The organism is Candidatus Margulisiibacteriota bacterium (genome assembly GCA_028715625.1).
Lineage (GTDB): Bacteria > Margulisbacteria > Riflemargulisbacteria > GWF2-35-9 > GWF2-35-9 > JAQURL01.
Map to the genome: position 1 here is coordinate 22,524 of JAQURL010000010.1, position 26,621 is coordinate 49,144.

Annotated in this window: 27 protein-coding genes and 2 tRNA genes; 16 read left to right on the top strand and 13 right to left on the bottom strand. The window is 38.2% G+C overall.

The window, feature by feature from the left end; all coding sequences use genetic code 11:
- Nucleotides 1–74: 74 nt before the first annotated feature.
- The 4 genes from PHV30_02705 to PHV30_02720 are packed head-to-tail and all read left to right on the top strand — an operon-like array spanning nt 75 to nt 3,640.
- Complete coding sequence (locus PHV30_02705) at nt 75–1,373, top strand: phenylacetate--CoA ligase (protein MDD5455927.1); 1,299 nt, start codon at nt 75–77, stop codon at nt 1,371–1,373.
- Nucleotides 1,374–1,391: 18 nt separating this feature from the next.
- Nucleotides 1,392–1,823 carry an ACT domain-containing protein gene (locus tag PHV30_02710; GenBank protein ID MDD5455928.1) on the top strand — a complete coding sequence of 144 codons (432 nt, stop codon included), beginning with the start codon at nt 1,392–1,394 and terminating at the stop codon, nt 1,821–1,823.
- Between the two features lie 24 nt (nt 1,824–1,847).
- Entirely contained in the window at nt 1,848–2,027 is a 180-nt protein-coding gene (locus PHV30_02715) for a hypothetical protein (GenBank protein ID MDD5455929.1), read from the top strand.
- A 29-nt stretch (nt 2,028–2,056) separates the two neighbouring features.
- A complete protein-coding gene (locus PHV30_02720) occupies nt 2,057–3,640 on the top strand; it encodes a sodium:solute symporter family protein (GenBank protein MDD5455930.1) in 1,584 nt (527 codons plus the stop codon).
- Nucleotides 3,641–3,771: 131 nt separating this feature from the next.
- On the opposite strand, the gene PHV30_02725 is transcribed toward PHV30_02720, so the two are convergent.
- The 9 genes from PHV30_02725 to PHV30_02765 all read right to left on the bottom strand — a co-directional run bounded on the left by PHV30_02725 (nt 3,772) and on the right by PHV30_02765 (nt 12,798).
- A complete protein-coding gene (locus PHV30_02725; protein ID MDD5455931.1) occupies nt 3,772–4,524 on the bottom strand; it encodes a tetratricopeptide repeat protein in 753 nt (250 codons plus the stop codon).
- Nucleotides 4,521–6,197 carry a BatD family protein gene (locus tag PHV30_02730; GenBank protein ID MDD5455932.1) on the bottom strand — a complete coding sequence of 559 codons (1,677 nt, stop codon included), beginning with the start codon at nt 6,195–6,197 and terminating at the stop codon, nt 4,521–4,523. Before PHV30_02730 ends, PHV30_02725 begins: the two co-directional genes overlap by 4 nt.
- Nucleotides 6,178–7,617: a VWA domain-containing protein gene (locus PHV30_02735; GenBank protein MDD5455933.1), complete on the bottom strand. Its 1,440-nt coding sequence runs from the start codon at nt 7,615–7,617 to the stop codon at nt 6,178–6,180. The genes PHV30_02730 and PHV30_02735 overlap by 20 nt, the downstream gene beginning before the upstream one ends.
- Before the next feature lie 200 nt (nt 7,618–7,817).
- Nucleotides 7,818–8,822: a VWA domain-containing protein gene (locus PHV30_02740; protein ID MDD5455934.1), complete on the bottom strand. Its 1,005-nt coding sequence runs from the start codon at nt 8,820–8,822 to the stop codon at nt 7,818–7,820.
- Entirely contained in the window at nt 8,803–9,723 is a 921-nt protein-coding gene (locus PHV30_02745) for a hypothetical protein (protein MDD5455935.1), read from the bottom strand. Before PHV30_02745 ends, PHV30_02740 begins: the two co-directional genes overlap by 20 nt.
- On the bottom strand, nt 9,720–10,592 hold the full coding sequence (locus tag PHV30_02750; protein ID MDD5455936.1) for a DUF58 domain-containing protein: 873 nt from the start codon (nt 10,590–10,592) through the stop codon (nt 9,720–9,722). The genes PHV30_02745 and PHV30_02750 overlap by 4 nt, the downstream gene beginning before the upstream one ends.
- Before the next feature lie 75 nt (nt 10,593–10,667).
- A complete protein-coding gene (locus PHV30_02755) occupies nt 10,668–11,654 on the bottom strand; it encodes a MoxR family ATPase (protein MDD5455937.1) in 987 nt (328 codons plus the stop codon).
- Nucleotides 11,655–11,679: 25 nt separating this feature from the next.
- Nucleotides 11,680–11,931, bottom strand: a complete 252-nt coding sequence (locus PHV30_02760; GenBank protein MDD5455938.1) for a zinc ribbon domain-containing protein — start codon at nt 11,929–11,931, stop codon at nt 11,680–11,682.
- Nucleotides 11,932–12,150: 219 nt separating this feature from the next.
- A complete protein-coding gene (locus PHV30_02765) occupies nt 12,151–12,798 on the bottom strand; it encodes a protein-L-isoaspartate(D-aspartate) O-methyltransferase (protein MDD5455939.1) in 648 nt (215 codons plus the stop codon).
- A gap of 82 nt (nt 12,799–12,880) precedes the next feature.
- Here PHV30_02765 and hldE point away from each other — a divergent pair, with 82 nt between their 5' ends.
- The 4 genes from hldE to mtnA all read left to right on the top strand — a co-directional run bounded on the left by hldE (nt 12,881) and on the right by mtnA (nt 16,943).
- Nucleotides 12,881–14,320 carry a bifunctional D-glycero-beta-D-manno-heptose-7-phosphate kinase/D-glycero-beta-D-manno-heptose 1-phosphate adenylyltransferase HldE gene (gene hldE / locus PHV30_02770; protein MDD5455940.1) on the top strand — a complete coding sequence of 480 codons (1,440 nt, stop codon included), beginning with the start codon at nt 12,881–12,883 and terminating at the stop codon, nt 14,318–14,320.
- Between the two features lie 2 nt (nt 14,321–14,322).
- On the top strand, nt 14,323–15,114 hold the full coding sequence (locus tag PHV30_02775) for an S-methyl-5'-thioadenosine phosphorylase (GenBank protein ID MDD5455941.1): 792 nt from the start codon (nt 14,323–14,325) through the stop codon (nt 15,112–15,114).
- A 133-nt stretch (nt 15,115–15,247) separates the two neighbouring features.
- On the top strand, nt 15,248–15,814 hold the full coding sequence (locus PHV30_02780; protein MDD5455942.1) for a class II aldolase/adducin family protein: 567 nt from the start codon (nt 15,248–15,250) through the stop codon (nt 15,812–15,814).
- 100 nt (nt 15,815–15,914) lie between these two features.
- Complete coding sequence (mtnA, locus tag PHV30_02785; GenBank protein MDD5455943.1) at nt 15,915–16,943, top strand: S-methyl-5-thioribose-1-phosphate isomerase; 1,029 nt, start codon at nt 15,915–15,917, stop codon at nt 16,941–16,943.
- Nucleotides 16,944–16,959: 16 nt separating this feature from the next.
- On the opposite strand, the gene PHV30_02790 is transcribed toward mtnA, so the two are convergent.
- Nucleotides 16,960–17,898 (bottom strand): hypothetical protein, encoded by a 939-nt coding sequence (locus tag PHV30_02790; protein ID MDD5455944.1) that lies wholly within the window; start codon nt 17,896–17,898, stop codon nt 16,960–16,962.
- 78 nt (nt 17,899–17,976) lie between these two features.
- Nucleotides 17,977–20,028 (bottom strand): cellulase family glycosylhydrolase, encoded by a 2,052-nt coding sequence (locus PHV30_02795; protein MDD5455945.1) that lies wholly within the window; start codon nt 20,026–20,028, stop codon nt 17,977–17,979.
- A gap of 163 nt (nt 20,029–20,191) precedes the next feature.
- Between PHV30_02795 and PHV30_02800 the strand changes: the two genes are divergently transcribed.
- A complete protein-coding gene (locus PHV30_02800; GenBank protein ID MDD5455946.1) occupies nt 20,192–20,785 on the top strand; it encodes a hypothetical protein in 594 nt (197 codons plus the stop codon).
- Here the strand turns inward: PHV30_02800 and PHV30_02805 are convergent, their stop codons facing one another.
- On the bottom strand, nt 20,786–20,953 hold the full coding sequence (locus PHV30_02805) for a hypothetical protein (protein ID MDD5455947.1): 168 nt from the start codon (nt 20,951–20,953) through the stop codon (nt 20,786–20,788). It lies immediately after the preceding gene.
- Nucleotides 20,954–21,357: 404 nt separating this feature from the next.
- Here PHV30_02805 and PHV30_02810 point away from each other — a divergent pair.
- The 7 genes from PHV30_02810 (at nt 21,358) to PHV30_02840 (ending at nt 25,878) form a co-directional block, all read left to right on the top strand.
- A tRNA-Lys gene (locus PHV30_02810) sits at nt 21,358–21,433 on the top strand.
- Between the two features lie 117 nt (nt 21,434–21,550).
- Nucleotides 21,551–21,627, top strand: a tRNA-Asp gene (locus PHV30_02815).
- Between the two features lie 387 nt (nt 21,628–22,014).
- On the top strand, nt 22,015–22,566 hold the full coding sequence (locus PHV30_02820; protein ID MDD5455948.1) for a hypothetical protein: 552 nt from the start codon (nt 22,015–22,017) through the stop codon (nt 22,564–22,566).
- Nucleotides 22,567–22,720: 154 nt separating this feature from the next.
- Nucleotides 22,721–23,224, top strand: a complete 504-nt coding sequence (locus PHV30_02825) for a hypothetical protein (GenBank protein ID MDD5455949.1) — start codon at nt 22,721–22,723, stop codon at nt 23,222–23,224.
- Between the two features lie 42 nt (nt 23,225–23,266).
- A complete protein-coding gene (locus PHV30_02830; protein ID MDD5455950.1) occupies nt 23,267–24,394 on the top strand; it encodes a hypothetical protein in 1,128 nt (375 codons plus the stop codon).
- Between the two features lie 141 nt (nt 24,395–24,535).
- Nucleotides 24,536–24,943 (top strand): secondary thiamine-phosphate synthase enzyme YjbQ, encoded by a 408-nt coding sequence (locus PHV30_02835; protein MDD5455951.1) that lies wholly within the window; start codon nt 24,536–24,538, stop codon nt 24,941–24,943.
- Between the two features lie 92 nt (nt 24,944–25,035).
- A complete protein-coding gene (locus PHV30_02840) occupies nt 25,036–25,878 on the top strand; it encodes a hypothetical protein (GenBank protein ID MDD5455952.1) in 843 nt (280 codons plus the stop codon).
- Nucleotides 25,879–25,906: 28 nt separating this feature from the next.
- On the opposite strand, the gene PHV30_02845 is transcribed toward PHV30_02840, so the two are convergent.
- Nucleotides 25,907–26,515, bottom strand: coding sequence for a hypothetical protein (locus PHV30_02845; protein MDD5455953.1), 609 nt, complete (start codon nt 26,513–26,515; stop codon nt 25,907–25,909).
- Between the last annotated feature and the right edge of the window lie 106 nt (nt 26,516–26,621).

Genomic DNA, 26,621 nt, shown 5'->3' on the forward strand with positions numbered 1-26,621 from the left:
GGTTGACGAATTGTTGACAGATTTTTTTATTCATGGCATCATTTATCTATCAATTTTCCATGTAGAGTTTATCTATGATCTGGAATAAAAAAGACGAAACACTTCCCAGCGACGAATTAAAAAAACTTCAATCCAAACGTCTGCAAACTTTAGTAAAAAGAGTTTATGAGAACGTTCCTTTTTACAAAAAAAAGATGGATGAGTTAAAAGTTAAACCGTCAGACATAAAATCCATTAAGGACATTTCCAAGCTCCCTTTTACCACAAAAGATGATATGCGTGACACATATCCGCTCGGACTTCTGGCAATGGATAAAAAAAATATAGTAGAAATCCATACCTCATCAGGAACAACCGGGAAACCTGTTGTGGACGCTTATACCCAAAATGATATAGACCTCTGGTCGGAAGTCATGGCCAGAACGCTAAGTATGGGTGGAGTGACAAAGAATGACATTGTACAAAATGCTTATGGTTACGGCTTATTTACCGGCGGGCTGGGCGTGCATTATGGGGCCAGACGGATCGGAGCCATGGTTATTCCTATTTCCGGAGGCAATTCAGTCCGTCAGCTTACTGTAATGAAAGATTTCAAGTCCACAACTCTGGCCTGCACCCCGTCATATTGTCTGTACCTTGCTGAAGTAGCCAAAGATGAAGGTTTTGACTTAAAAAAAATGAATTTGAAGGTAGGTTATTTCGGCGCTGAACCATGGAGCGAAAGTATGCGTAAAGAAATTGAAGCCAAATTATATCTTAAGGCAATTGATATTTATGGTCTTACAGAAATTATCGGGCCGGGAGTGGCTTCCGAATGTGACAAACAAGATGGCCTGCACATTTATGAAGACCATTTTTACCCGGAAATTATTAATCCGACAACGGGCGAAGTCTTAAAAGACGGCGAAAAAGGAGAGTTAGTTATAACTACACTGACCAAAGAAGGTACTCCTATTCTGCGTTATCGCACCAGGGACATTACTTATTTAATGCCCAAACTCTGCTCTTGCGGCAGAACAGCCAGAAAAATGCACAGACTGCTGGGCAGAACCGACGATATGCTTATTATCAGGGGTGTAAACGTCTTCCCTTCCCAAATAGAACAGGTTTTATTGAAAGTAGAAGGTATAGAACCACATTATTTATTGATTGTAGACAGAAAAAGCCAACTGGATTATCTGGAAGTAAATGTAGAAATGAATGATAAAATTTTTTCTGATGAAATTAAAAAGCTGGAAAAAATTGAGAAAAAGATAGAACATGAGCTGCATTCAGCCCTGGGAGTACATACCAGGGTAAAACTTGTCGAACCGAAAAGTATTCAGCGAAGCGAAGGTAAGGCGAAGCGTATCATAGATAAAAGACAAATTTAAGTCCGGGAGGAGACAAGTATGAAGATTAAACAAATTTCCGTATTTATTGAGAACAAGACCGGCCGCCTGCATGACGTAGCAAAAGTATTAAGCGATAATAAAATCAATATCCGTGCTTTGTCATTAGCCGAAACATCTGACTTCGGCGTTCTCAGGATGATAGTGGACAAGCCCGATGAAGCAGTAAAAGTTATTAAAACCAATAATTTCACAGTCAAGATAACTGAAGTCGTTGCAGTGGAGGTTCCTGACAAGATCGGTGGCCTGGCAGGAGTTTTGAAAATTGTGGACAGCGCCAGTATAAATATTGAATATATGTATGCGTTTGTAGAAAAAAAACATGAAAACGCCATACTAATTTTCCGCTTTGACAAACTCGGGGACGTATTAGAGACATTGAAGAAGAAGGGGTTAAAAATTTTGACAGAAAAGGAAGTTTTGTCTCTATAAATTTTTGAAGAAAAGGAGGGAAAAATGTTAGGATTAAAAGATCCGGTTATTTTTTGGGCTTACTTATTAACGATACTGAGTGCTCTTCTCTGCGTCATTTACGGAATATTAAACTGGAATAAAGGAGCAGAAAACGAAGGTAAAGAAATGGATGAAGAGAAAAAATGGGAGAAAAAAGATAAAGAAATTTCTGACAAGTTATAATATAACTGATTAAAGGAGGGAGGACCGTAATGAACATAAGTGTATTAGCAATTATTATTGTTTTATATTTGCTGGTTATGGCCTATTTAGGATTCCTGGGCTATACCCAGACAAAAAACGCTAAGGACTATCTGGTAGCCGGTCGTTCTGTACACCCCATGATAATGGCTATTTCCTACGGAGCAACATTCATCAGCACATCGGCTATCGTAGGGTTCGGCGGTGTAGCAGGAATGTTCGGTATGGGGCTTTTATGGCTGACATTTCTGAATATACTGGTCGGTATTTTTATCGCCTTTGTATTTTTTGGAAAACGCGTTAGAAAAATGGGACACAATCTGGAAGCCCATACATTTCCTGAATTTTTAGGTAAAAGGTTCCAGTCTTCATTTATTCAAAAAGCTTCAGGGTTAATTATTTTTTGTTCTATGCCCCTTTATACTTCTGTAGTATTAATCGGAGGCGCAAGATTTATGCAGCAGACACTGAATATTAATTACGAAATCTCTTTATTGATATTTGCTCTGGTAGTGGCTGCCTATGTTATAGCCGGAGGTATCAAAGGTGTAATGTATACCGATGCAATGCAGGGAGTAATCATGTTCGTCGGTATGAGCGTACTACTTGTATTTACCTATATGAAACTGGGCGGTATCACAGCTGCTCACCAGGCACTTACCAATCTGGCTCCGCTGGTACCTGAAAAACTGGCAAAAATAGGACATTTAGGGTGGACATCAATGCCCGCTTTCGGTTCACCATGGTGGTGGACGCTGGTATCTACAATCGTAGCAGGTGTGGGTATAGGTGTTCTCGCCCAGCCACAACTTGTGGTCCGGTTCATGACTGTAAAAAGCAACAGAGAATTAAATAGAGCTGTAGCAATAGGCGGGGTTTTCATTCTGGCCATGACCGGTGTAGCGTTTGTAGTGGGAGCTCTTTCCAATGTTTTCTTTTACAACACAACCGGCAAAATATCGATTGCTGTAGCCAAAGGAAACGTGGACCTGATCATACCTAATTTTATCAATGCCGCACTGCCCAGTTGGTTCGTTTACCTGTTTATGTTGACCCTGCTGGCAGCCGCTATGTCCACACTAAGTTCACAATTCCATGCCATGGGCACATCAATAGGGCGTGATTTTCTGGAAAAAATCTTTAAGTTTAAAGAAAATTCCATACTGGTAAATCGTATCGGGATCATCGTAGCTATTCTGGTAAGTTTAATACTGGGATATAAACTTCCTGAAAGCATTATTGCTCCGGGAACAGCGATATTTTTCGGAATATGTGCTGCTACATTTCTTCCGGCTTACTGCGCTGCAATTTTTTCCAAAAGAGTTACTAAACAGGCTGCAGTGTCCAGTATTATTATCGGTTTTTTAAGCAGTGTTTTTTGCCTTCTTTTTCTCCATAAAAAAGAAGCGGCAGCTCTGGGGGTTTGTAAAATGATCTTCGGTAAAGAAGTTCTGATTGCGAAAATGCCCTGGCCTGTAGTAGATCCAATAGCTTTAGCATTACCTGTAGCAATTGTTGTTTTGATTCTGGTAACCATGGTTACCAAGGTTAAAGACAAAAAACATATAGAAGCAAGCTTTGAAGGTATTAAGTAATTCTATATAGAATTGACTGATCGTAATAAAAAAGCCCACGTGTAGTGGGCTTTTTTATTTATTAGCATGTTAAATATAAATAATAATGAAAAGATTTCTCGACTACGCTCGGTATAACGTTTTCAAAAAATTTAGATTACTTTTATGGATTTAGCCGGTATCCAGCCATTAAGTTGCCTGGTATATTCAATATTTATCCAGCTATCATTTTTTTGAATAACCCTGACTTTCGCCCCCTGATGTATAATAAACAACGTGGCCAGATCATCGGACGGACCGCTTTTAACCTCTACCCTGTCGATGTAAACCAAAGCCTGATCAGGACTAAAAAAATATGATACGCGCGAGTATGTTAATAAAAAAAACAATAACAACAGACCAAACAGCATATAAGATAATCTACGGACATTTATAATTTTTTTTCGGGAATGTCTATAGAATAATAAACTCAACAAGAACAAGGTTAACAATATAAGATAACACCATATTATACTATCCAGGGATAAACTGTTTTTTAACAGAGAATAGGAATTTTGAATAAAATCTGCCTTCTTATCTTCCCTGTCTTGGAAATTAACTTTAACAAGTGCCAGATTATGAGCGATTGACTTGTCATTAGGGCTATATAAATAGGCTTTCTCATAATAATAACGACTGTTAATGAAATCTTTTAATTTAAAGTACGCATTACCCATATTAAAATATAGTCCGACTGAATAAACTCCCTCATTAACAAGTTTCTTATAAAGCATAAGAGCTTCGATATACTGCTCATTTTTATAGAAATCATTCGCTTTTTGAAACGTATTCGTACTTTCTGTGTTCATTGCCAGAGAATAACTAAATAAAAATACAATTGCTGAAAATAATGTTTTTTTAATCATAAAATATCCCTCATTTGTTTAAACAACTTAAGTGCAGTCTGATAATCATTTTTTATTAGTTCCCTATCTACTTCGGTCTGCGGCCTAAATTTTTTGTCTTCAAAATAATGCAGGGAATTAATAATTTCCGGTCCGGTTTTTTTACCGCTAAAATAGCTTTCCAGTAGCTTATGATTAACCTCACCGATTTTAATTTTTTTCTTTTCTGCAATATACGCTGTAAGAGCTGAATATAAAAGATTATAAAATTGTTCTCCATCTATTATATTTCTAATGCTTTTATTGAAATGATTTTCAGGGCTCTGAGTAAACCAGAGATTCTTTATAACTAATAAGCTATTATAAAAAAAACCTGTAACAAATAAAATTATTATAATAAGAAGGACATAAATTTTTAGCTTCTGTCCGTTGATATTATATATAGGCCCAAGCCCCATTTTAATATAATATATATCTTCGTTTTCTTTTTGAACCGACTGCTGCATTACCATATTTAAGGAGGTTTTATCTTTATACTTACCATGTTTTATATTAACGATCCTGGCAGGAGCCTGCAAAGTAATAAATTTCTCAAAATTCGGATCAAAATATGTCCATTCCAATTGAGGAATTGTTATTTTTCCAGCACTTCTGGGAATAAATAAAAATTCAAAGGTTTTTTGCGCCTTAACACCATCTGTAGTAAACTTTTCTTCCAGAGTAACCTTGGGATCAAATCTCTCCACATCACTTGGCAGTCTAATATCAGGCAAAGTAGCCAATCGCAGGTTCCCGTAACCGCTGATAACAATCCTGTAGTAGAACCCCTCATTCATGAGTACATTGTCTTTGTCCAAAACTACTGAAATTGTAAAATGTCCCACTCCCTGACCAAAATTGTTGTGAGACGGTATACTGACAACATTCAGGTTGACCTGATTGGAGCGAACCTCATAATTTGGTTCAAATGGAGAAACCGAATAAGCTATAATGGCTGAATCAAATGATGCTTTTCCGGTATCTAACGGATAATAGACTGAAGACAACTCATTAACCATATAATTACGTCCCTGGATTATTTTTTTATAACTGTTATTATTAGTTTCCAGCTTTGAGGCGCGGGTTAAATTTATTAACTGAGCTTCTTTTAAATTCGGTTGTCCGAATAAAGGTAAACGGTTGTAAAATTTAAGGACATAAATAATCGGTTCACCCTGATAATATTTCTTTTTGGCTGTCTCGGCTTCTAAAAAAATATTTGAGGCTGATTGCTGGACATTTTGTTGTCCTGACTGAATATCTTTTTGCTGGTTTGTTTGTGCAACTGCCTTGGAAACATTTACAATTATCCGTTCAGTTAAAATTTTTTTCCCATCAATATTTATCGTCATACTCGGAATACTAAGATCACCTTCACGTTTGGGCGATAATGTATAATTGGACTCAAGCACTTTGCTAACTTGGCCGTTTATTATCGACACCCTGGAAACTCTGGATGTTCCTATTACAATAAAATCGTCAAGAGGAGGCAAGGTCAGATTAGGCAAATCCTTATCGCCGCTTGCTTCCAGTGTAAAAGTTAAAGTCTCGTTAACAGCTATTTGCTTTCTGTCAACTCTGGCTTGAACGGACATTTCTGCAAATGTCCAATTAAATATCAGCAATAATATTAGGCTACCAATCCTGATCTTCATCTTTTCTATCCCTTTTATTCTGGGGTGTAAACACCTTGTTGTTATTAAAATTATCCAATATTTGTTCGGCATCTTTTTTAGAGTATTTACTGTCCTGTTTTTGCGTCTGTCCTTTATCTTTGTTTTCCTGTTGTTTATTCTGCTGGTTATTTTCGGAGCTGCGTTGTTTCTGCTGATTTCTATTTAATTTTAACATTTGCAGCACTAATTCCAAATTCTTTTTTGCATCCTGGTCATGAGGGTTGCTTTTAAGAGTATTGATAAGATTATTTTTGGCTTCGCTATAATTTTGTTGTTTGATATTAACAACACTCTGATTAAAATACACTTCACTTCTTAATTTTTTATTCTTGCTTTGTTCTAAAGTTTTTTGCCATTCTTTGGATGCTTCCTCGGGCTTACCAATCCCGGCTAGTGTATTCGCCAGATTGTAATGGGAAACAGGATTTATATTTTTCTTGGCTGTATTTCGTAAATAATTCTGTATAGCTTTGTTATAAGCCCTGGTCTTTATATGGTAATTTCCTTGCTGATTATTTTTCCATTCAGAATAATTAAAGGCGTCAGAAGCATAAGTGGTATTATGATAAAACATAATCAAAGCAAAAATCATGGCAATCATGCTTACCCGTGAAGAAATAATAATGGCCAGAACCATAAAGAAAAGGGCAACTGCCAGAAAATACTGAAACAGTTCCTGGTAGCCCGCAACTTTTACTTCGACCAGGGATTTTTCCTTTTCAATGTTTTCTATATTGCTGACAATCGTACTTAAATTAAAAGAAGTCTGGTCTACAAAATATACCTGTCCTCCTGTTTGCCTGGCTATGTCCGTTAACACATCCCCATGTAATCTGGAAATTATTGGGTTGCCCTGTTTATCTTTTTTGTAATCAACAATATTACCTTTTTCATCAAAAACCGGAATAGGCGCTCCGGCTTCGGACCCTATCCCTATGCAATATACAATTATTCCTCTTTTTTTCATTTCATTTATGACCGATTCCAGGGCAGAGCTATGATCCTCGCCGTCCGTCAGCAAAATTACAAGCTTTTTAAAATCTGGCGGCGATGGTTTTAAAGCTGTTTCAGCTGTTCGTAAAGCATCAAAAAAATTTGTGCCTTTGCTGGAAATATAGTCAGGTTGAATATCGTTCAGCAACAATTTAATAGCGCCGTAATCTACTGTCATCGGTACCTGTAATAAAGCCTGTCCGCTAAAAAGTACCAAAGCTGTCCTGTATGCCGGCAAATGATTAAGCAGGCTGGAAATCTCCTGCTTGGCCCTGGTTAAACGGTCCGGATAAATATCTCTGGACAGCATACTTGGCGAAATATCCATAGCCAGCACAATGTCCATTTTAAAAGTTTCCGTTTTATCTTTCTGGATGGGTAGGACAGGTCTTAAAAGAACTAACATTATCAAGAAAACCGCCAACAAATGGAAGATTAATTTTATCTTTATTTTTCGTAAAGAAACGGGATAAATTCCGGCCAGGAGTCGGGTATCTATTGTTTTTATAACCTTTTTTTGTCGGGAATAGAAATAAAGGAATATTCCTATCAGCAGTATAACAACCGGCAAATAAATATATATTGATTTAAAATATAAAAATTCCATTATCTGTTTACCTTTAAAAAATAAAAATCATACACTAAATAAATGATATAGAAAATAAATCCTAAAAAAGCAAAAATAAAATATTCAGAACGGAATTTAACTGTTGTTTTGGTTTCTATTTTAGTTCTTTCCAGCCGGTCGATATATTGATAAACCTGGGATAAAGATTCGGCATCTATTGCCCTGAAGTAAATTCCACCAGTAATGTCAGCAATTTTCTTGAGGGTTTCTTCATCAAGTTTGGTCAGATAAATAGAACCGTCAGGATTTCTGTAGTATTGTTTACCAAAAACCGGATGGATATAGGGAACAGGTGCTCCTCCCGGTTTGCCAATACCTATGGTATATACTTTTATGCCTACAGCGGCTGCAAGATGAGCTGCAGTTATGGGGTCAACATCGCCGGTATTGCTCTCGCCGTCTGTCGATAAAATAATAATTTTCGATTTTGTAGCGGAATTCCTTAAATGATTTACGGCTTTAACAATAGCGTCGCCAATTGCTGTTTGTCCTTCGATCTGTCCGATTTCCAGAGAATTTATCTGGTTTTGCAGCAAAGCGTAGTCCACAGTCAATGGAGACATAAGAAAGGCATAGGTGCCAAAAACAACAGCGCCTATAAGATCGTTGTCCCGATGACGGATAAAGTCTGAAATTACTTTTTTGGAAACCGTGATCCGGTTTTTCGGCACAAAATCCTCAGCTTCCATGCTTCCGGATAGATCTATAGCCAGCATTATACTAATACCCTCTACATTGGTTTTTTGATTGGTAAGCATTTTTTGAGGATTGGCCAGGGCAATCATTAATAAAATAAGTGCCAGGCAAAAAATAATAACAGGCAGATAATACCTGATTTTATTTTTTTTAATCTCCTTGTCATTTAACGGCAGTAAAATATCGGATGGTATTCGCAACTGCAGCTTGTTCCTGTTAATAAAGAATACTACAAGCACCAAAAGAAAAGGAATAATAAAAAGCAGTCTAAAATGACTGAAGTTCATTGTCCGGCTCCTTTTGTTGTTTTAAATATTCTTCTATAAGCTCGAGAAGTGATTCTGTCAATTTTATTTTTCCTTTGGCCTCACTTGGCGATAAACTGTTATTTGCGTACTTTACAGGGTCAAGGCTGATAAAGTAAGAATAAAGAGCATCGGTGTTTTCTTTTGACAGGTAATCAGGCAGCTTGCTTTTAATCTCATAGGTAGTGCTTTCCAAAAAAGGAAAATCAAAAACCGAGCTAAGATATTCTTTCATAATAAATGACAGGCGGAAGCAGTATTCTTTTAAATCCTTTTGCCATACGTTCTCACTTTGTAACGCCTGCAGTTTTTGCAGGGCCAACTGATAGGCGTTTAATTTCAGCTGTTCCTGTTCTTCCTTAGCAGTGGGCTTTTTATTTAACTTCTCACGAAATTTGAAAATTGCAGTAACAATAGCGCCAATTATTATAAGTACTGCCAGATAATTCCACCATTTGAGCCTAATATTTTCCTGTGGTTTGAAGTTCAGGATAAAATCTCTGGTTCCCTGCCTGTCAAAGGCAGAAACTACATTGATTGTAAGTGGAGTAAAAACAATATTTTCAGTCCCAGCTATTATTGTGAGGGTGGGAATCTTCTGTATACCCAGTTCAAAGAAGGAAAGCTGGTAACTTTTTTTAATCTGCTTCTCAGTTTGGAAATAATTCTGTGATAAAACAACCAAAGCAGTATTATCCGAAAAATTCTCCACAAAGTTCAGGGAACGGCCTTTAAGAAAATTTATGTCAAAATTAACTGTATAATTCAAATCCTCACCCAGGGTGACGTTTCTTTTATTAATTTCAACTTCAGCTCCAGGTATGGCAAAAACCAAAGAACATATCAAAAGAAAAAAGACAAAAAAATTAGCAGCCCCTCTCATACCTGCCCCTTAAAATAATTCAACAAAACCGGCAAATAGGGCTTATCGGTATAAATAGCCATGGGTTCAATACGAGCCTGTCTGAACATTTTTTTTAATTGAGATTTCCTGTTTTCTATATGCTGCGAATAATCCTTTACCCATTTCCCGGAAGATGAATTGATAATAAATTCCCTGCCCGACTCCATATCCAGAAACCGCAAATATGGAAAACCCTTAATGTTCTCTTCAAACAGGTCCTGCAGCCAGATTGGAACAAGCTGGTGCTTTCTGGATGTAAATTTCAGGGCATCCGAATATCCCTTAGCCAGAAAATCCGATATTAATATAACCACTGCCTGTCTCTTCTGGATTTGATTAAAATAACCCAAAGCAGCGGCGATATCGGTACTACCGCCTTGTTCATCAGGCTTAAAATCAATAATATCATAAATGATCTTCAGGACCTGTTTTTTCCCCTTTGCCGGTTTAACATATTTATAAACTTTGTCCGCAAAGATGAGTAGTCCGACTTTATCGTTGTTAGTTATTGCTGAAAAGGCAAAAATTGCTGCTAACTCGGTCAAAAGATCACGCTTTATCTGGTTTCTTGTACCGAATAAAAGGCTTTTGGATAAATCGATCAGCAGGAACACGGTAAGCTCCCGTTCTTCGTGATTCACCTTCACAAATGGCTTATCCATCCTGGAAGTAACATTCCAGTCAATCAGACGGATATCGTCACCATACTGATACTCTCTTACTTCACTGAATTCTATACCTTTACCTTTGAAAGCACTGTGATATTCTCCAAGAAATAAGGTGTTTACTATCTTGCGGCTTTTAATTTCTATCTTCCGTACTTTTTTAAGCAGCTCTTTTACTTCCATAGCTTAAACCACTAATCCACACATTAACTCATTTACACTAAACCCACTCACTTCTCACCATTCACTTTTCACTTTTTACGGTACTTCTATCTCCCTGATTACATCATCAATTAAATTTTCCACAACAACCTGTTCAGCTTCAGCTTCATAAGAAAGAATTACCCTGTGACGCAAAACATCTTTAGCTATAATCTTGATATCGTCAGGAATCACATACCCTCTTTGTTGCATAAGAGCCATTGCCTTGGCTGCCTGCATCAGATAAATAGATGCTCTGGGTGAAGCGCCGAAATCAATAAGATTTTTAACTTTGGCCAATCCGTAATTTTCAGGTTCCCTGGTAGCAAAAACTATATCTACTATGTAACTTTTTAGCTTGGGATCAATATATACTTCCCTGGTTATCTGCTGTAAACGCAAAATGTCCTGCAGAGTTAATATAGAATTAACCTGACTTTCAAAATTTGTTTCCATAAGATCAAGGATGTCTTTTTCTTCCTTTTTGGAGGGATAAGTTACCTTGATTTTAAGCATAAACCTGTCTACCTGAGCTTCAGGTAAAGGATAGGTTCCTTCCTGTTCAATAGGATTTTGTGTTGCGAGTACCATAAAGGGATTGGGCAATGTATAGGAATCATCACTTATCGTCACCTGCTTTTCCTGCATGGCCTCTAATAATGCGGATTGCACCTTGGCAGGAGAACGGTTTATTTCATCAGCCAGAATAATATTCGCGAAAACCGGACCTTTCTTGGTAAAAAACTCTGTGGTCTTCTGATTGTAAATCATAGTACCTATAATATCTGCAGGCAACAGGTCCGGGGTAAACTGAATTCTTTTATAAGTACCGCTTATAACTCTGGCTATTGTTTTAATAGTTAATGTTTTAGCCAGACCGGGTACTCCTTCCAAAAGCACGTGTCCCCCGCTGATCAAAGCAATTATTATCCGCTCGATCATATCCTCCTGACCAATAATAACTTTTTTAATTTCTTCTTTAATTTTAGTTAATAAGATCGTTTCCTGTTCGATTTTTTTATTCAGTTCTTCGATGTTAACCATATATTCCCCCTTTCATAAGCTGTAATCAGGATGTTTTTGCTCCGGTAGTACCTGAATCCTTAGACGGCTTTGCCAAAGGAGCAACATCTGATTTTTTGGATTTATAATCATTAATATGAAAACCTGTACCTTTAAAGGCAATGCCGACATTGGAAGATATAATCCTTGAGGTTTGGCCCTGGCAGACAGGACATATTTTTACGGGTTCTTCAGTCATGCTTTGACGTTTTTCAAATTCATGAGCACATTTTTCGCATCTATAGTGATATCTGGGCATCAGCGTCCTCCAAAATCAACCGTGTTCAACGGGATTTAATTATAGCAACTCAATTCTTTATTTTCAACAGCTCTATCCGCTAAACTTTATATCTTTTTACCTTCAATTTAAATCCTTAATCCTTAATCCTTAAACTTTAAACCTCTTCACACTTCGTCTGGACTCAGTATGACATTACAGCCCCGGGCACCCTTTAAACCCTAAGCCTTCAACCTCCAACTAATTAAAGCCTTCTTTACCTCTGAGCAGCACAAAGCGAACACCAACAGACTGCCCTACTTTCTTGAGATTTCCATTTATTTTCTGATAGGTATTCAAGTACTGATTAAAGGAATTTCCTTCCGGTATCACGATTATTCCACGCTCCTTTAACAGATCAATCCATATGGCGGGTATTTCCGGTGCCGCTGCAGTTACAATAATTTTGTCGAATTTTTTATTCTTGAATATTAAAGCTGAACCATCATCATGAATTACTTTAACATTAATGATGCCCAGATTATCAAGATTTTCCTGAGCTGATTTGGCTAATGAAGCAATAATCTCTACACTTGTCACATTTTTTACCATTCGGGACAATATCGCGGACTGATATCCCGAACCGGCCCCTATTTCCAATACCTGGTCAGTACGTTTAGGGTCGAGAAGCTGGGTCATGAGGGCGACAATATAGGGCTGAGAAATTGTCTGACCATGACCTATAGGGACAGGCCCATCTTCATAAGCATTGGCCCGTTCCATTTCGGGAATAAAATTTTCACGCGGAATTTCGAGAAAGGCATTTATAATTCTTGTATCATAAATCCCCCGACGCTTCAGCTGATGCTCCACCATCAGTTCTCTTTGTTTTTTGGAATCAAAGAACATAGAGCATTATAACACAATGATAAAAGCAGTGCTCAAGAGATTATAGTTGTCAATTTTATGATTTCTTTGCATAATAAAGATTATGGCTAAAAAAATTAAACAGCCAATCAATATTTCCGAATTAAGCCGCCATAAAATTGCTGTATTCGGTGACGTTATGCTGGATAAATATTTCCGTGGTTCTGTATCCCGTATTTCCCCTGAAGCACCTGTTCCCGTTGTAAAAGTAAATAAAGAAACATCCACACTTGGCGGGGCCGGAAATGTCGCGCATAATATTGCCACTTTAAATATGGCTGCTGTTCTTCTAGGTTTTACAGGAAAAGACCAGCATGCCAGAGATCTGAGTGCTCTGGCAAAAAAAGCTAATGTGAACCTGCAAACTGTAACGACTGATAACCCTACAGTCACCAAAATAAGAGTGCTTGGTGAACATCAGCAGATTACAAGGCTGGATTTTGAGGAACCACTAAATATTACGAAAAACCTTATTGAACAAACAAAAAAACAACTGGGTATGTCCGGACAAATACAAGCCATTATCATCTCCGATTATAATAAAGGAGCCTGTAGTCCGGCTCTATGCAAAATGATAATCGGCTATGCCAAGGCGAAAAATATCCCGGTGCTGATCGATCCCAAAGGACAGGACTGGGACAAATACGACGGTGCGTTTCTGGTAACTCCAAATGTTAAGGAAGTGGAACAAATTCTGAAGACTCCGGTAAGCAATGAAGACAAGTCTATAGAAAAAGCCGGAAAAGAAATATTAAAAAAATATAATTTTGAATATTTGTTAATTACCCGCTCGGAAAAAGGAATGTCGCTGATTTCCAAAAAATCTGTGCGTCATTTTCCCACTGAGGCTAAAGAAGTTTATGATGTATCAGGCGCAGGGGACACCGTTATAGCTACTCTTGCCTGGGGAATAGTACAGGGCAAAGATATACTTGACGCCACTTACCTGGCAAATCTGGCCGCTGGTATCGTAGTCAGCAAACTTGGAACAACTCCAATTTATATTGAAGAGCTGATGATTGCCCTGAACCCCACTATGTCCAAAATACTGGACATGAAGACTCTGGATATTACTTTAAAAAAGTTGAAAAACAATAATAAAAAAATTGTATTCACAAATGGCTGTTTTGACATTATACATCGCGGACATCTGGAGTATTTAAAAAAAGCCAAATCACTTGGAGACATTCTGATTATTGGTGTAAACAGCGATTCATCCGTAAGAAAACTTAAAGGCAAAACCAGGCCGATAAATAAATCTGAGGATCGGATGAACCTGCTTTCGCATCTGGATTTTGTTGACTACATAGTAGAATTTTCAGAGGATACTCCTTATGAACTGCTCAAAACTGTCAAACCAGATATTTTGGTAAAAGGCGGCGATTATAAACCATCAGAAGTTATCGGCAGACAATTTGCCAGAGAATTAAAGATATTGCCGTTTGTACAGGGATATTCCACAACAAATATAATTAAAAAAATATCAAATAAAAAAGGAGATTAATAATGGAAGAGGCAAAAATAGGAATTTTTGGTGGAAGCGGTTTTTACAAGGTGGGAGAAAATATAAAAGAAGTTAAAATGCACACTCCTTACGGGCCGTGCAGCAGTCATATATTTCTTGCAACCATAGAAGGTAAGCGTGTTGCCTTTATTCCCAGACACGGAGTAAAACATGAATATCCACCCCATAAAATTAATTACAGAGCCAACCTCTGGGCTTTTAAGGAATTAGGAGTAAAACAGATTTTCGGACCTGGAGCAGCCGGCTCCCTGCAAAAGCATGTAAAACCAGGAAGTTTTGTGATCTGCGATCAGTTCGTGGACAGAACCTGGGGCCGCACTGACACATACTATGAAGGGCCGGTAGTTGCCCATATAACTTCAGATCAGCCATATTGTCCTTTTTTACGCAAAACTGTGTACGAGGCGGCCAAAAAAATCGGGATAGATGTTCACCCCAAAGGAACTGTTGTGGTTATTAACGGACCTCGTTTTTCATCTAAAGCCGAATCCAAATGGTTCATTAATCAGGGTTGGGAAGTTATTAACATGACTCAATACCCGGAAGCGATTCTGGCCAGAGAACTGGAAATGTGCTATGTAAATATATCGCTGATAACAGATTATGACTGCGGACTGGAGCAGGATGAAAATAATACGGTAGTTAAAGATATATTGAAAACTTTCAACGACAACCTGAGTAATCTACAGAAACTTCTATTCTCGGTAATCAAGAACATAGATCCTGACCGCGGATGCAGTTGTCATAATGTAATTGAAGCAGCGAAGATCTAGATAAGTGAAAAGTGAAAAGTGAAAAGTGAAGGGTGAAGGGTGAAGGGTGAAGGGTGAGAAAAAGTGGTCATGCTGATCCTGACGAAGTATGACTGAAATACCCTTCGTCAAGCTAAGAGTGCCAGAGAAATAAATGATAAAAAAATACGTAATATTCAAACAAATACAAAGAGTAGGTAAAAAATTATTTAACCTGGGACTGAACAATTCACATAGCGGGAATATCAGCGTACGCTCAGGGAATTTCGTTTACATCACTCATACAGGCTCAATGCTCGATGATTTGAAACTAAAAAGTATAGTTAAAGTCCATATTACTGATAAAACCGAAAAAGACAAAAATGCTTCCATGGAACTTATTGTGCATAGAGCTATATATCAATCAAATCCTCAAGTAAACGCTATTGTCCATGCTCACGCGCCCTATTCTGTGATTATGGGCATAAAAAATAGAGAAATTATTCCCGTAGACATGGAAGGACAATATTACCTGAAATGTATTCCGGTAATGAAAGTTAAAAACACCATAGCTTCAGCTGATGTTGCCAAGGGTATAAAAAAGTATACACAAAACAATAATACAGTAATCGTAGACAAACACGGAGTATTTGCCTGGGGAAAAACATTGGAAGAAGCTTATCATTATATATCGGTCACGGAATCAGCCTGCAGAATAAATTATCTAGCAGGACAGAACTGAAACATGAATCTATAAAGTCATTGCGAGCGAAGCGCAGCCCTCCTTCGGCTGTCCACGTTGCGGACGCTCTTCGCAATGACAAAAAGGAAAAGTGGATATAATGCTGCCTAAAACAATAGAGCTTAAAAATAAACGTGTTTTTTTGATCGATCAAACGTTGATTCCTAAAGAATTGAAAATCATTGAAATAAAAAATATCGAGGCAATGTACAATGCCATCAAAACCATGATTGTTAGAGGAGCACCGGCTATAGGCGTTGCCGCGGCCGCGGGCATGGCTCTTTACATTAATGGACTTAAGGATAAAACAACTCCTATACAAAAAATAAATAAAGCCGGTGAATATTTGATATCAGCCAGGCCAACAGCTGTAAATCTGTCCTGGGCAGTTAACAGCATCTTACAATGGGTAAAAAAACAGAAAGACCTGCCTGACATGCAGAAAAACATCTGGGCCTATGTCCAGCAAATGGCCGATGACGATGAAGCAACTAACCGCAGTATAGGAAACCTGGGAGCTGATCTGGTTCAAAAGAACAAAAAAGTAGCGGTGCTTACTCATTGTAATGCCGGTTCTCTGGCTACCGTATACTGGGGCACAGCTTTGGGAGTAATTCGCGAACTGCACAATCGCGGTCAGCTAAAAATGGTCTACGCGGATGAAACCAGGCCACGTATGCAGGGTGGGAAAATTACCTCCTGGGAACTCATACAGGAAAAAATCCCGGTAACGGTTATAACCGATAATATGGCTGCTCACTTTATGAAACAAGGATTAATAGATATGGTGGTTGTTGGTGCGGACAGAATAGCTTTGAACGGCGACACTGCCAATAAAATAGGCACCTACAATGTAGCTATAATAGCCAAATTTCATAAAATCCCATTTTATGTGGCAGCTCCTGTGTCCACTATTGATTTTAATATCAAAACCGGTAAAGAAATAATAATTGAGGAAAGAGGAGCAGAAGAGGTAACGACTATTAATGGTGTAAGGGTTATGCCTCAGGGCGTGAAAGTTAAAAATCCGGCGTTTGATGTAACTCCAGCAGAGTTAATAAGCGGAATTATTACTGAAAAAGTGGTAATATCAGGTGATTTTTTAACTAAAATAGCTTCAATTCGTTAAAAAATGAAAAAATATTCTAGTGACAAAAACGTGAATCCATAATTATTTGATCTTCAGGACCCACACCGGTCAGATTATAAATAGCTCCCGGACAAGATTCAACTACATCCTGATTGTGATCTCCATAATACAAATTTCCTCCAAGATGAAGGTTCAAAATAGCTCCGCCGGTTCTCACATATCCCGATCCTGGCCCTATATTGGCCCTGGAAATTGATCCTTCGTTATTAATCGCCTGATAGCCCTTGCCGGAAAAAATGATTTCATCTATATGTCCACCTGAATAATTATATGTAGAACTGGTACCCGGATTACCTGTAATCAATCCGATATTACTGTAATTTCCTATAACCAGGGCACCCTGCGCTATAATACTGTTTATCCGGTTACCCAAACCCTTGAATCCGTTGAGAATGCTGCCTGAACAGTTGAGTATATTTATAGTTCCATAGTTGCCTATACTGTTTCCATTGTTTGGGGCAATGACCTGGTCAACATTACCGGCATTATGCATCTTCAAAATACCACTCGTCTGAATAACACTAATATTTGTTCCGGGATATTGCATAACCCAGCCGTTGCGTAAATCCAGCGTTCCAGACCCGCCGATAATTTGAGCTATATTGATGTTTGAACCGTTGATCTTCAATAAATCGTTTCCACCGCCCGTATTAATAACAAATTGCCGCGCAATAGAATAATTTGATATTTTACCGTTCAGGGAAACTTTGACCTTATTATCTTTTTGCTCAACAAGAATTACATCATTATTAGCTGTACCTTGTATATATAGCAATAAATTTCTTAAAGCGAGGCCTTCGGTACTTTCCTGTAAACCGTCATTCATATCCACATTTGCTGCCGGCAAATGAGCAGGAGACTTCTCCTGAAAAGAATTTTGATTGGTGATTCTTTGTATACCATCCGGTCCAGGCGCAGTTTCTATTCTTCCCAAAGGAAAACACCCCTTTTATCAACATTCTTATAATAAATATATCGTAAGAACAGTCGATAAAATGCAGGTTCTTTACTCCTAAAAACCGGTTTGTATGACTTTCTGCAGGGCTTTGTCCTCTACGCCGGTGTCAAACAGCCCAAAAAGGTCTCCCCTGCCCGCATAGGCTTTATAGCAATGATAAGCCCAGTGCCTGGTTGTATCATTCAGAATATTAATCATATCCGATACCCAGAGGACCTGTGCTTTGTTATCGAATTTCTTGTTAAATTTCAGCTGAACAGGATCGGTTGTGCCGAATTCTCCGCAATATAACGGTACCTTATGAGCATCAGCCCATTTTTTATAATAATCGGTGATCCTGGTCTTCATGTATTCCTTATCTACCTTGTATTGCTTGACTCTGTGAACGTTCAGCGCTAAAGAAACATTAAAACCGGGGTTATCTTTAACCATTATCCAGGCTGAAGCCCTGTAAGCATAACCTTTTTCAATAGGATAATAAGTGGACAAAGCACCGCCGCTCTGGCCCCAGTTAGCCCATTGGTTACTACCCTGCCAATTGGCGCTGACACCATCTATCATTAAAGAACCAGATTTGTCACCGGTATGATCATTAGTCATGTCCCAGGCAAATTTTATACCGGTGCTTTCCGGATCATTCAAGGCATACCAGCCTGCCGGCAGTTTGGATTGATTAGGGGTAGTCGTCCAGCCTTCGTAATCTTTAAATTGAGAAAAATTAGGTTTTTTCACAATTAGTTTTTCAACCTTGCCTGTGGCCAGATTCTTCTTCTCAATCACTACATCGTCAAACCAGGCTTTACCTTTGAGTTTGCCTGCGGATAAGGAAACATTAAACTGATCCTCTTTGGTATCCACAGTACAATTAGCCTGAGCTACAAGATCAACCCAATGCCCTTTATATAGCTTCCATCTGCCGTCCGGAGTATTGTTCCAATATGGATTGCTGTAGTACCCGCCTTTATAATCCGCGTCTTTCTTTTCGAACGGATAAGTGGCGCCCAGTTCAAAATATGGAGATTCGAACATGCCCTGATGTGTGAACTCTATAGGCATGTACCAGTGATATTCATAAATAACCAGACTGTCCTGAAGCTTTTTAAAAGCATCCTGAGTAATATAATAAGGCTTCCCCACCTCATAAAACTTTCTTACAGGGTCACTCACAAAAACAACGTGATCATCACCATTGCCGCGAATTGTCTTGATTAAAGCGGCATAAAGGTCATAGAGCTTGGTTTCAGTAAAGGTTTCATCGCAAGCCGGCTCATTGAGTAAATCATAACCTGCGATACACGCTTCATATTTATAGCGGTCAGATATTTTCTGCCAGAAACTGATAATATCATAATTATTTTTGTAAAGGTCGCCCTTGTAAAAACCATCGGCTTTATTGGCTTGCACATCCTGGGCCATTCCAAAAAAGTGAAGATTGAGTATCAGATAAAGATTGTTTTTCCTGGCCAATTTTATCTGATCATCCACATAATTAAAGAAACTTTGTTCATTAGCCTGAGTTAACCAATCGTACTGAAGATAAAAACGTATAGTATTGGCCCCGCTTTGTTTAATTTTCTGATAATCATCACCTGTAAGACAAAATTTTGATTTCTGCACATCAGCCGCGCTGTCTATCATATACACCGCGTTCTGCGCCCCGTAACCGCGCAGATTGATATTCTGACCACCCTGATTGGTTACTTCCTGGTCAAAAACCGTAACCAGGTCCTGATAAGACTGCCCGTAAAAAAACAAGTTTACAGTATTGTTGCGGGAATTAACATTGGAAAATAAAATATTGGTGCTTTGCAGGGGTTTCTTATTGGCTGTGAAACTCGTTACGGTCATCAGCCACTTACCCACCGGCAGGATTAATGTTCCGCTAGCTTTGTCCTGACTGATATTCAGGCTGATATTTGTATATTTTTCATCCTGCCTGGCCTCCAGAATAACACTGGCCGCATTGGCAGTGACGCCATCCACTACAACCTTAATACTGATCGGCGGAACCACGGGCTGAGCCTTTTTATAAGCTATACGCCAGAGAATAAACATGCCCAGCACAACAATAATGACTAACAAAAATAACAGTTTATTTAGATTCATTTCTATCATTCCTTCCTCTGAATTGATATATAATTCTTATCTGATAAGTCTACACAATATTGTGGCTGTTGAACAGCGAAAAATTTAAGCATTTTTAAACCTTCCTGAGATTATTCTCTTCCGGTTTCGATGTATTATCAAAAACGATTGAAACAGTAGAAATATGTTAACCAAAATTATTGCTACAACCCGGGAATTCTCTGGAATCAGGCACTACTATTCTTTGATGCGTTCATGGCTGGGCAATGGGTTTGGCATTGAAAATTTTCAGCACTGGCTTATGGAATATGGAATGGGCTATCTGGAAACCAAACAATGGTGGATGCCTTTGTCTGCCAATCAGCGCCCTTATCCACACGAAGGCGTAGACCTATACAGTTATATGGCCGCTGATGTAAGTCAGGTTAAAGCAGGACAGCCTATCCCCATGATTTGTGATGGGGTATTGGCAGCAATCCACAAAGATTTCATCGGTTTTACCTTTCTGGTGCGCACTAATATTACCGATCCCAACAAACGAACTTTATACCTGGCCTACGCCCATGTTGCGCCTGCCCCAGACAGGGAACTGACTGTCAATACAAAAGTTTATCAAGGTGATCAACCACTGGTTATTGCTTCGTCACAGAATAAATGCCCGGCGCATTTACATTTATCTACTTTCTGGGCCAAACCTGATTTTGATCCTCTGGAATTCGACTGGGCTACTGTTAATGAAAATAATAAAATTGAGTTAGTAAAACCTGTGCAGGGATAATTACGCAAACCAGCCAGGTACTGTACTTTCCTGTGAAGGACCATATTTAATCGGTTGTGTTTTTACCGGTTCCACGTCCTCAGCAGCTTTAATAGCGGGTTTTAGACTATCGGGTTTAATCAGACTGTAATTTGTATTAGATGTGTTTAAACTAGTGAAGCTATCCATTTTATCTCCTTTGTGTTCAGGTTGTTATATACTAATTATCGTCGGCAATTGTTCATTGATTCATTTATTTCTAACCTCCATCATTATGACAGGACCGATTGGAAATGGATGTCAGCCACTTTTACCAAAGACAAAAAAAACTAAAAATTTACGGCAGAACTTAATTGACCGTTAAGGTCTAAATTGTTAAAATAGCAAAGCTTTTTCAGAAAAGTAGTGTTTGTCTGATATGATCCGGTCCCGAGAAACCAAAAATCTTTGATTTTATTGTTTCTCGAGGATCCTCGAAATTCTAGAGAAGCGCAGCTTCTAAGAATTTCGGGATAGCTCAGCTTGCGTTCACAATATTTTTTTACGATGCTGATTGAGCAATAATTTGATATTATGTAGCAAGAAACCTAGATGATCTGGTAGCTCAGCTGGTAGAGCACTTGACTTTTAATCAAGTGGCCGCGGGTTCGATTCCCGCCCAGATCACCATCCTTCGCTTCGCGACGAGTTCGCGAGGAGCATAGTAACGGCTTATAAACCGATGTAAATTTGAAATTGAACAACCAGAGATCGGATCACAGAATCTGATCAAATTAAACAATACGCGGGGGCGTAGCTCAGCTGGTTAGAGCGCCTGCCTGTCACGCAGGAGGTCGACGGTTCGAGCCCGTTCGTCCCCGCCATTTTTTTACGAGCGTAAAAAAATGGCGGTATCGTGATCAATCTAAAAACATTTTCCATCTAATTTAAAATTTCTAAATAAACGTTCAGTAGAACGGGCGAGAAGGGAATTTTCCGCCGAGCAAGTGCGAGGAATAGCGGCCAGGGAAGGCCGCGGAAGAAAAATTCCCGGCCTGAAATTTCAAAAACGAAGCGAGAACCAAATTTTTTGTGTCTGTGAAAACCGCAAGATAATTCCCATCTAAAGCTAAACAAAAAATTTTATGATGCTTGGTTTACAACTGTTTCTAACACTTACAATAATATTATGCGTTTTATTGGAATCTATATACTTTGGTTAATTATTATATATAATAGATAATATTACGTAGAAAAAAAGGAGGTATTTTATGAAAAAAATTTGTTTGTTGCTGGTTCTGGGAGTTCTGATGCTTGGTCAAAGCTTTGGAATAGATTTTAGCGTTCTTACCGGGGGTTGGAATAATGAAGGTAGAATTGGTATCAATCTGTTTAAACTGATCAATGTTAATGTCGGGGTAAACTATAGCGCCTATGACTACTCCTATACATATAGTGGATCTAGCTACGCCTATAGTGTTGAATATGCCTATGTATTTTACGGCGCGAAGGTGCTGCTCCCGTTGTCTCTGGCAAAACGGATAAATCTATACGCAGGGGTTGATATGTATACCTATAATCCCCGTGTTTTAAATCATGGAACATATTATGATCCTTATTATGATAGCCTCAAAATAGAAGGGATGAGATACTACATAAACTGTGAATATTATCCCGATGAAGATAAATCATTTGCCTTCACTGGCAGCTATGGAATAGACATTATGACTTATAATTATACAGGTTCAAGTGCATACGGATATACCAGCACTTCGACGAATAAGAATACTTTTGCTCAAATAGGTTTTATTTATTACCTGTAGTCAAATAAAAACAGATGACCAACTAATCCTTAGTTAGTTGGTCATCTGTTAATTTACTATAATTTATCTAGCCTTTTTCTCTGTGATTTAAATCAATTACAATTTAATCATATTTTCAGTGTTAATGGTCGCAGGATTAAAAAGGATCATTCAAATGTTAATTCGTCTGTTGTTTATTACAGCCCTGTTCATGGTTAACCTTGCCGGAGCGATACCTCCCGGGCAAACGACCAGTAACGCCACCCAAAAAACAGGAAAAGTATGTATACTTGTTTATCCGTCTATAGCCAAAACCGATTTAATGAACCAACTGTCGGACAGCTTAAGGGATATGAATACTCAAGTGGTTACTGACAACCTGAGCAATGCTTCAGCGCACCCTGCTGTTTGCTATGACGCGGTCATCCTGTTGTCCGAAGTACATGCTTTCGGCCCTATGCCGGAAGCCAGGGATTATATAATTAAGCAAAAATACGCTTCGAATATTATATATTTTTCTTCCTATGAAAAATTTAATGTACCTTATGGTGTGATCTTCGAAAGTCCGGACCGCAATCGCATTGATGCCATAACCGCTGCTACCAAATCTGCCGGGCAGGACAAGATAAAACAAATTAAGGAACAGATATTGAGCAATCTGAAGGGTTTGGGGTTATAAAACATAATTGAAATATAGCTAGGATACAATCGTTATATTAATATGTTTTATAAGCTTATAGCCTTTGCTCCTTGTGCAGCTACAAAGAAATCTGACATCGATCTGCCGCCAAATACCAATAAGCACGGGACCTATGATCACATACATCTATTGCAAAATTGCGATACCGGTATAAGCTGTAATCATTTTACCGATAAGGAGATAGATACATTAAAATTTTTTTTAAAGACCAATCAGCGGATAAACATACCCGGATACCCGGATTATATTGAAACAATAGATAAGCCAGGGTATAAAATCCCTTTACATACCACCGGCATGGCTTCTATTATTATACTCTCAAAAATTAATAGCCAGCTCTATATGTTAATCACTCAACGGTCACGTTTTGACAAACACGCCTGGCGGAACGGGTTTATAAATACGTATGGAGCTCAACTCCAAAACTACAGATCCACAGGCGACTTCAGGCAGGCAAATATTTTTCTGGCTACTGAAAAAATTAAAAAAATACTCGATCTGAAAAAAACAGATATCAATAACCTGCACCATATAGGTTTGCTGAACCTGCAGAACACAGCTCCCAGAGTTGATGAGTCTATGAGCAAGGCTCAAATGCATTACTTGTGTCCCGAATTGTTTGTTTGGAATTGTGACATTAATAAGCTGAATATCAAATATGAAAAAATTAAATCCGAAGGCGTTTACTGGGTCCCGTTAGATGAATTATATAATAACGGTTATATCAATGAAGCTTTGGATTATAATCAGGGCTTTTGGGGCAAACATACAATTAACTTTTTTAAAACCGATAAAAGCTATGTTTTGACCAGGTTTGAAAATAACCATAAACCTTCTATTAAATATCAGGACACTTTTTTTCAGATATGGGGTGTCAGCGGCAGAATTACTGAAGATCTGTTATTTACATTATCACCCTACACCCGCAAACAGATTGCTATCAAAAGACCGGTGATGGTAGAAAGATTAAAAAGCTCTACTGAGCCTGATCAGACAGACAGGCCCTCCCCGACTTTGCTGGTCTTTTACGATATCTCCGAAGCTCTACACTATAGTTCCTATATTAAATGGAATAAAAATGTACTGCTAAACTATTTAGAGGAAATTGAGAATTTACAAAAGGTTGATAAAGTAGATATCATTTATTAACCTCTTATATGAATCCAGTATTTATTATCGTTTTTGTTCATCCGGAATCTCCGGCTCGCCTCGGCGTAGCCTATGGCGAAGCGGGATCAAGCCTGAGAATGACATAACGCATTAAAAAATTATTAGTGTTATAATAATAATATGCATAAAATAACAGTCAAATCGACAAATCGTACTCATATTATTGATATCACCAGACAAGTCCAGACTGTTATTCAAAAAGAAAATATAAGTTCGGGCATAGTCGTGGTCTATTGTCCGCATACCACTGCCGGAATCACAGTTAATGAAAATGCCGACCCTGATGTTAAGCATGATATGAATTATTTTTTGAACAGGTTGATCCCGCAAGATCCTGTTTTTGAGCATTCCGAAGGCAACTCGGACGCGCATATCAAAAGCAGTATTATTAACTCATCGCAAACCTTTATTATTGAAGAAGGAAAACTTCAGCTGGGTACCTGGCAGGGAATCTTTTTTATGGAATTTGACGGCCCGCGTAACAGAGAATTCTGGGTAAAACTTGTGGCTGATACCGTACACAAATAGGACATTTCTCCATTAATTTTTAAAATTCCTGATGCAAAACCTCATTTGCAGTGCTAAAATTTGTGATTATCATCCATAAGGAGAAAATATTTATGTTTAGAATTTTAGCATTAATGTTTTGTTTCTTTGTTTTTTCGTTCGGCGGTGTACTGGATCCTGTCATAGTGAATCCGGCCACCCAGGAAGGATTAAACGAAATAGCCAATCAGTTGGACGGCGACCTGTCTGTATTCAAAAGGATAAAAAAAGCAGCTGTCGTTGAATTTACAGTTTGCTACCAGAATTCTTATCAGGATGACCGCACAGATGAAATGACTTACAGTTACGAGGACCCTGCTTTGTATCAGGCCGCCTCCAATGTTCTCTATAATACTTTTATTGAAAAACTCAAAACTGCAGGGATTGAAATAATTGCGCCGGACAAACTTGTTGCTGACGAAAACTTTAACAAACTGGCAGGAAATGAATCTGAAACTCTTGTCTGGTATTCTCGTCAAAATAAAATGGACGTAAAATTTCTTATGATGCCGGCCGGCGGATTTAAGGCAACAGGCGGCGGAGTGGGAGCATTCGGTATGGGGGAAGTCGGTAATGCGATGGCTCAAAGAGGAAATCAGGATATTTATAATGAAATTAACAAATCTCTTGGCACTGACGCCGTCATCACCGTGCATCTGATGTTAGGGTTTGATCGTTACTTTAAGCTGGGTATTTCTGCAAACCGCAATAACACCCCTAACGATGCCATAAAAGTAGACTTATTTGATATCTACACCAAAGACAATAATACTTACAAAATAAATTTAAAAAGATCTTTCAGCACTGCCGAGACCAGCAATGTTAAAAACGAAGAGGTTAACATGGAGCAGTATGCAAATCAGATGAACCAGTTATTCGGCAACCTGATGGATGCGATTATCATACGAATTAAATAAGCCTGGTTACCGGGGATTAACAAGAAATTTATCCGAGCCTGAATAGCACGCAAAACCAGGTAATCAGGAAAAAATCTTTAAATTTGACATAGTAAATTTTTTTATCATATAACCCGATATCGAACTTTACAGTATGTTTGTCGATCCTGCTGCCGTTTGTTTCAATTATCTTGCCAAATACTCTGATAGTATACCCTGCCCTCAGACCGCCGGTGACAAGATCACCACCGTTATTGCCATTAACATTGTTCATATTTATGGAATAAGTTAAAACATAATAAGGAAACTTAAATTCTTTTTTAAATTGATAGCTTTCTATATTCATAAGTGGTGACTGAATGCCCGGAGTTAAATTAGCTTTATCATCAAATAATTCATCCTTATACGGGTCAAAGTTTCTAAACTTGTAGGTCACGCTGGCAGACGTTTCCTGCTGAGAAAATTTTGCCTTAATTTTGGGGCTTATTTGAATATTTTGTTTAACAACATTCAAAATCTCCGGAGATTTTGCTTTAAACATGATTGAGAGATCGATCATACTGGTACGTTTTATCTTTTGATTAACCTCTATCTGCACGCAGCCGCTCAGAAAAAAAATTGTTAATACGGATACTATTAAAAAAATAATCTTTTTCATTACCGCTACATTATAGTAACATAGATTTGAGAATGCAAATTACTATTGCGCGCTTAGCTATTTTTCAAAATAGATGAGATAGTGAGTCGAATAATTTGCAATAATA

Excerpts from the sequence above, each read along its gene's own strand:
- PHV30_02705 (MDD5455927.1), top strand. The coding sequence starts at position 75 with ATGATCTGGAATAAAAAAGACGAAACACTTCCCAGCGACGAATTAAAA.
- PHV30_02710 (MDD5455928.1), top strand. The coding sequence starts at position 1,392 with ATGAAGATTAAACAAATTTCCGTATTTATTGAGAACAAGACCGGCCGC.
- PHV30_02715 (MDD5455929.1), top strand. The coding sequence starts at position 1,848 with ATGTTAGGATTAAAAGATCCGGTTATTTTTTGGGCTTACTTATTAACG.
- PHV30_02720 (MDD5455930.1), top strand. The coding sequence starts at position 2,057 with ATGAACATAAGTGTATTAGCAATTATTATTGTTTTATATTTGCTGGTT.
- PHV30_02725 (MDD5455931.1), bottom strand. The coding sequence starts at position 4,524 with ATGATTAAAAAAACATTATTTTCAGCAATTGTATTTTTATTTAGTTAT.
- PHV30_02730 (MDD5455932.1), bottom strand. The coding sequence starts at position 6,197 with ATGAAGATCAGGATTGGTAGCCTAATATTATTGCTGATATTTAATTGG.
- PHV30_02735 (MDD5455933.1), bottom strand. The coding sequence starts at position 7,617 with ATGTTAGTTCTTTTAAGACCTGTCCTACCCATCCAGAAAGATAAAACG.
- PHV30_02740 (MDD5455934.1), bottom strand. The coding sequence starts at position 8,822 with ATGAACTTCAGTCATTTTAGACTGCTTTTTATTATTCCTTTTCTTTTG.
- PHV30_02745 (MDD5455935.1), bottom strand. The coding sequence starts at position 9,723 with ATGAGAGGGGCTGCTAATTTTTTTGTCTTTTTTCTTTTGATATGTTCT.
- PHV30_02750 (MDD5455936.1), bottom strand. The coding sequence starts at position 10,592 with ATGGAAGTAAAAGAGCTGCTTAAAAAAGTACGGAAGATAGAAATTAAA.
- PHV30_02755 (MDD5455937.1), bottom strand. The coding sequence starts at position 11,654 with ATGGTTAACATCGAAGAACTGAATAAAAAAATCGAACAGGAAACGATC.
- PHV30_02760 (MDD5455938.1), bottom strand. The coding sequence starts at position 11,931 with ATGCCCAGATATCACTATAGATGCGAAAAATGTGCTCATGAATTTGAA.
- PHV30_02765 (MDD5455939.1), bottom strand. The coding sequence starts at position 12,798 with ATGTTCTTTGATTCCAAAAAACAAAGAGAACTGATGGTGGAGCATCAG.
- hldE (MDD5455940.1), top strand. The coding sequence starts at position 12,881 with ATGGCTAAAAAAATTAAACAGCCAATCAATATTTCCGAATTAAGCCGC.
- PHV30_02775 (MDD5455941.1), top strand. The coding sequence starts at position 14,323 with ATGGAAGAGGCAAAAATAGGAATTTTTGGTGGAAGCGGTTTTTACAAG.
- PHV30_02780 (MDD5455942.1), top strand. The coding sequence starts at position 15,248 with ATGATAAAAAAATACGTAATATTCAAACAAATACAAAGAGTAGGTAAA.
- mtnA (MDD5455943.1), top strand. The coding sequence starts at position 15,915 with ATGCTGCCTAAAACAATAGAGCTTAAAAATAAACGTGTTTTTTTGATC.
- PHV30_02795 (MDD5455945.1), bottom strand. The coding sequence starts at position 20,028 with ATGAATCTAAATAAACTGTTATTTTTGTTAGTCATTATTGTTGTGCTG.
- PHV30_02800 (MDD5455946.1), top strand. The coding sequence starts at position 20,192 with ATGTTAACCAAAATTATTGCTACAACCCGGGAATTCTCTGGAATCAGG.
- PHV30_02805 (MDD5455947.1), bottom strand. The coding sequence starts at position 20,953 with ATGGATAGCTTCACTAGTTTAAACACATCTAATACAAATTACAGTCTG.
- PHV30_02820 (MDD5455948.1), top strand. The coding sequence starts at position 22,015 with ATGAAAAAAATTTGTTTGTTGCTGGTTCTGGGAGTTCTGATGCTTGGT.
- PHV30_02825 (MDD5455949.1), top strand. The coding sequence starts at position 22,721 with ATGTTAATTCGTCTGTTGTTTATTACAGCCCTGTTCATGGTTAACCTT.
- PHV30_02830 (MDD5455950.1), top strand. The coding sequence starts at position 23,267 with ATGTTTTATAAGCTTATAGCCTTTGCTCCTTGTGCAGCTACAAAGAAA.
- PHV30_02835 (MDD5455951.1), top strand. The coding sequence starts at position 24,536 with ATGCATAAAATAACAGTCAAATCGACAAATCGTACTCATATTATTGAT.
- PHV30_02840 (MDD5455952.1), top strand. The coding sequence starts at position 25,036 with ATGTTTAGAATTTTAGCATTAATGTTTTGTTTCTTTGTTTTTTCGTTC.
- PHV30_02845 (MDD5455953.1), bottom strand. The coding sequence starts at position 26,515 with ATGAAAAAGATTATTTTTTTAATAGTATCCGTATTAACAATTTTTTTT.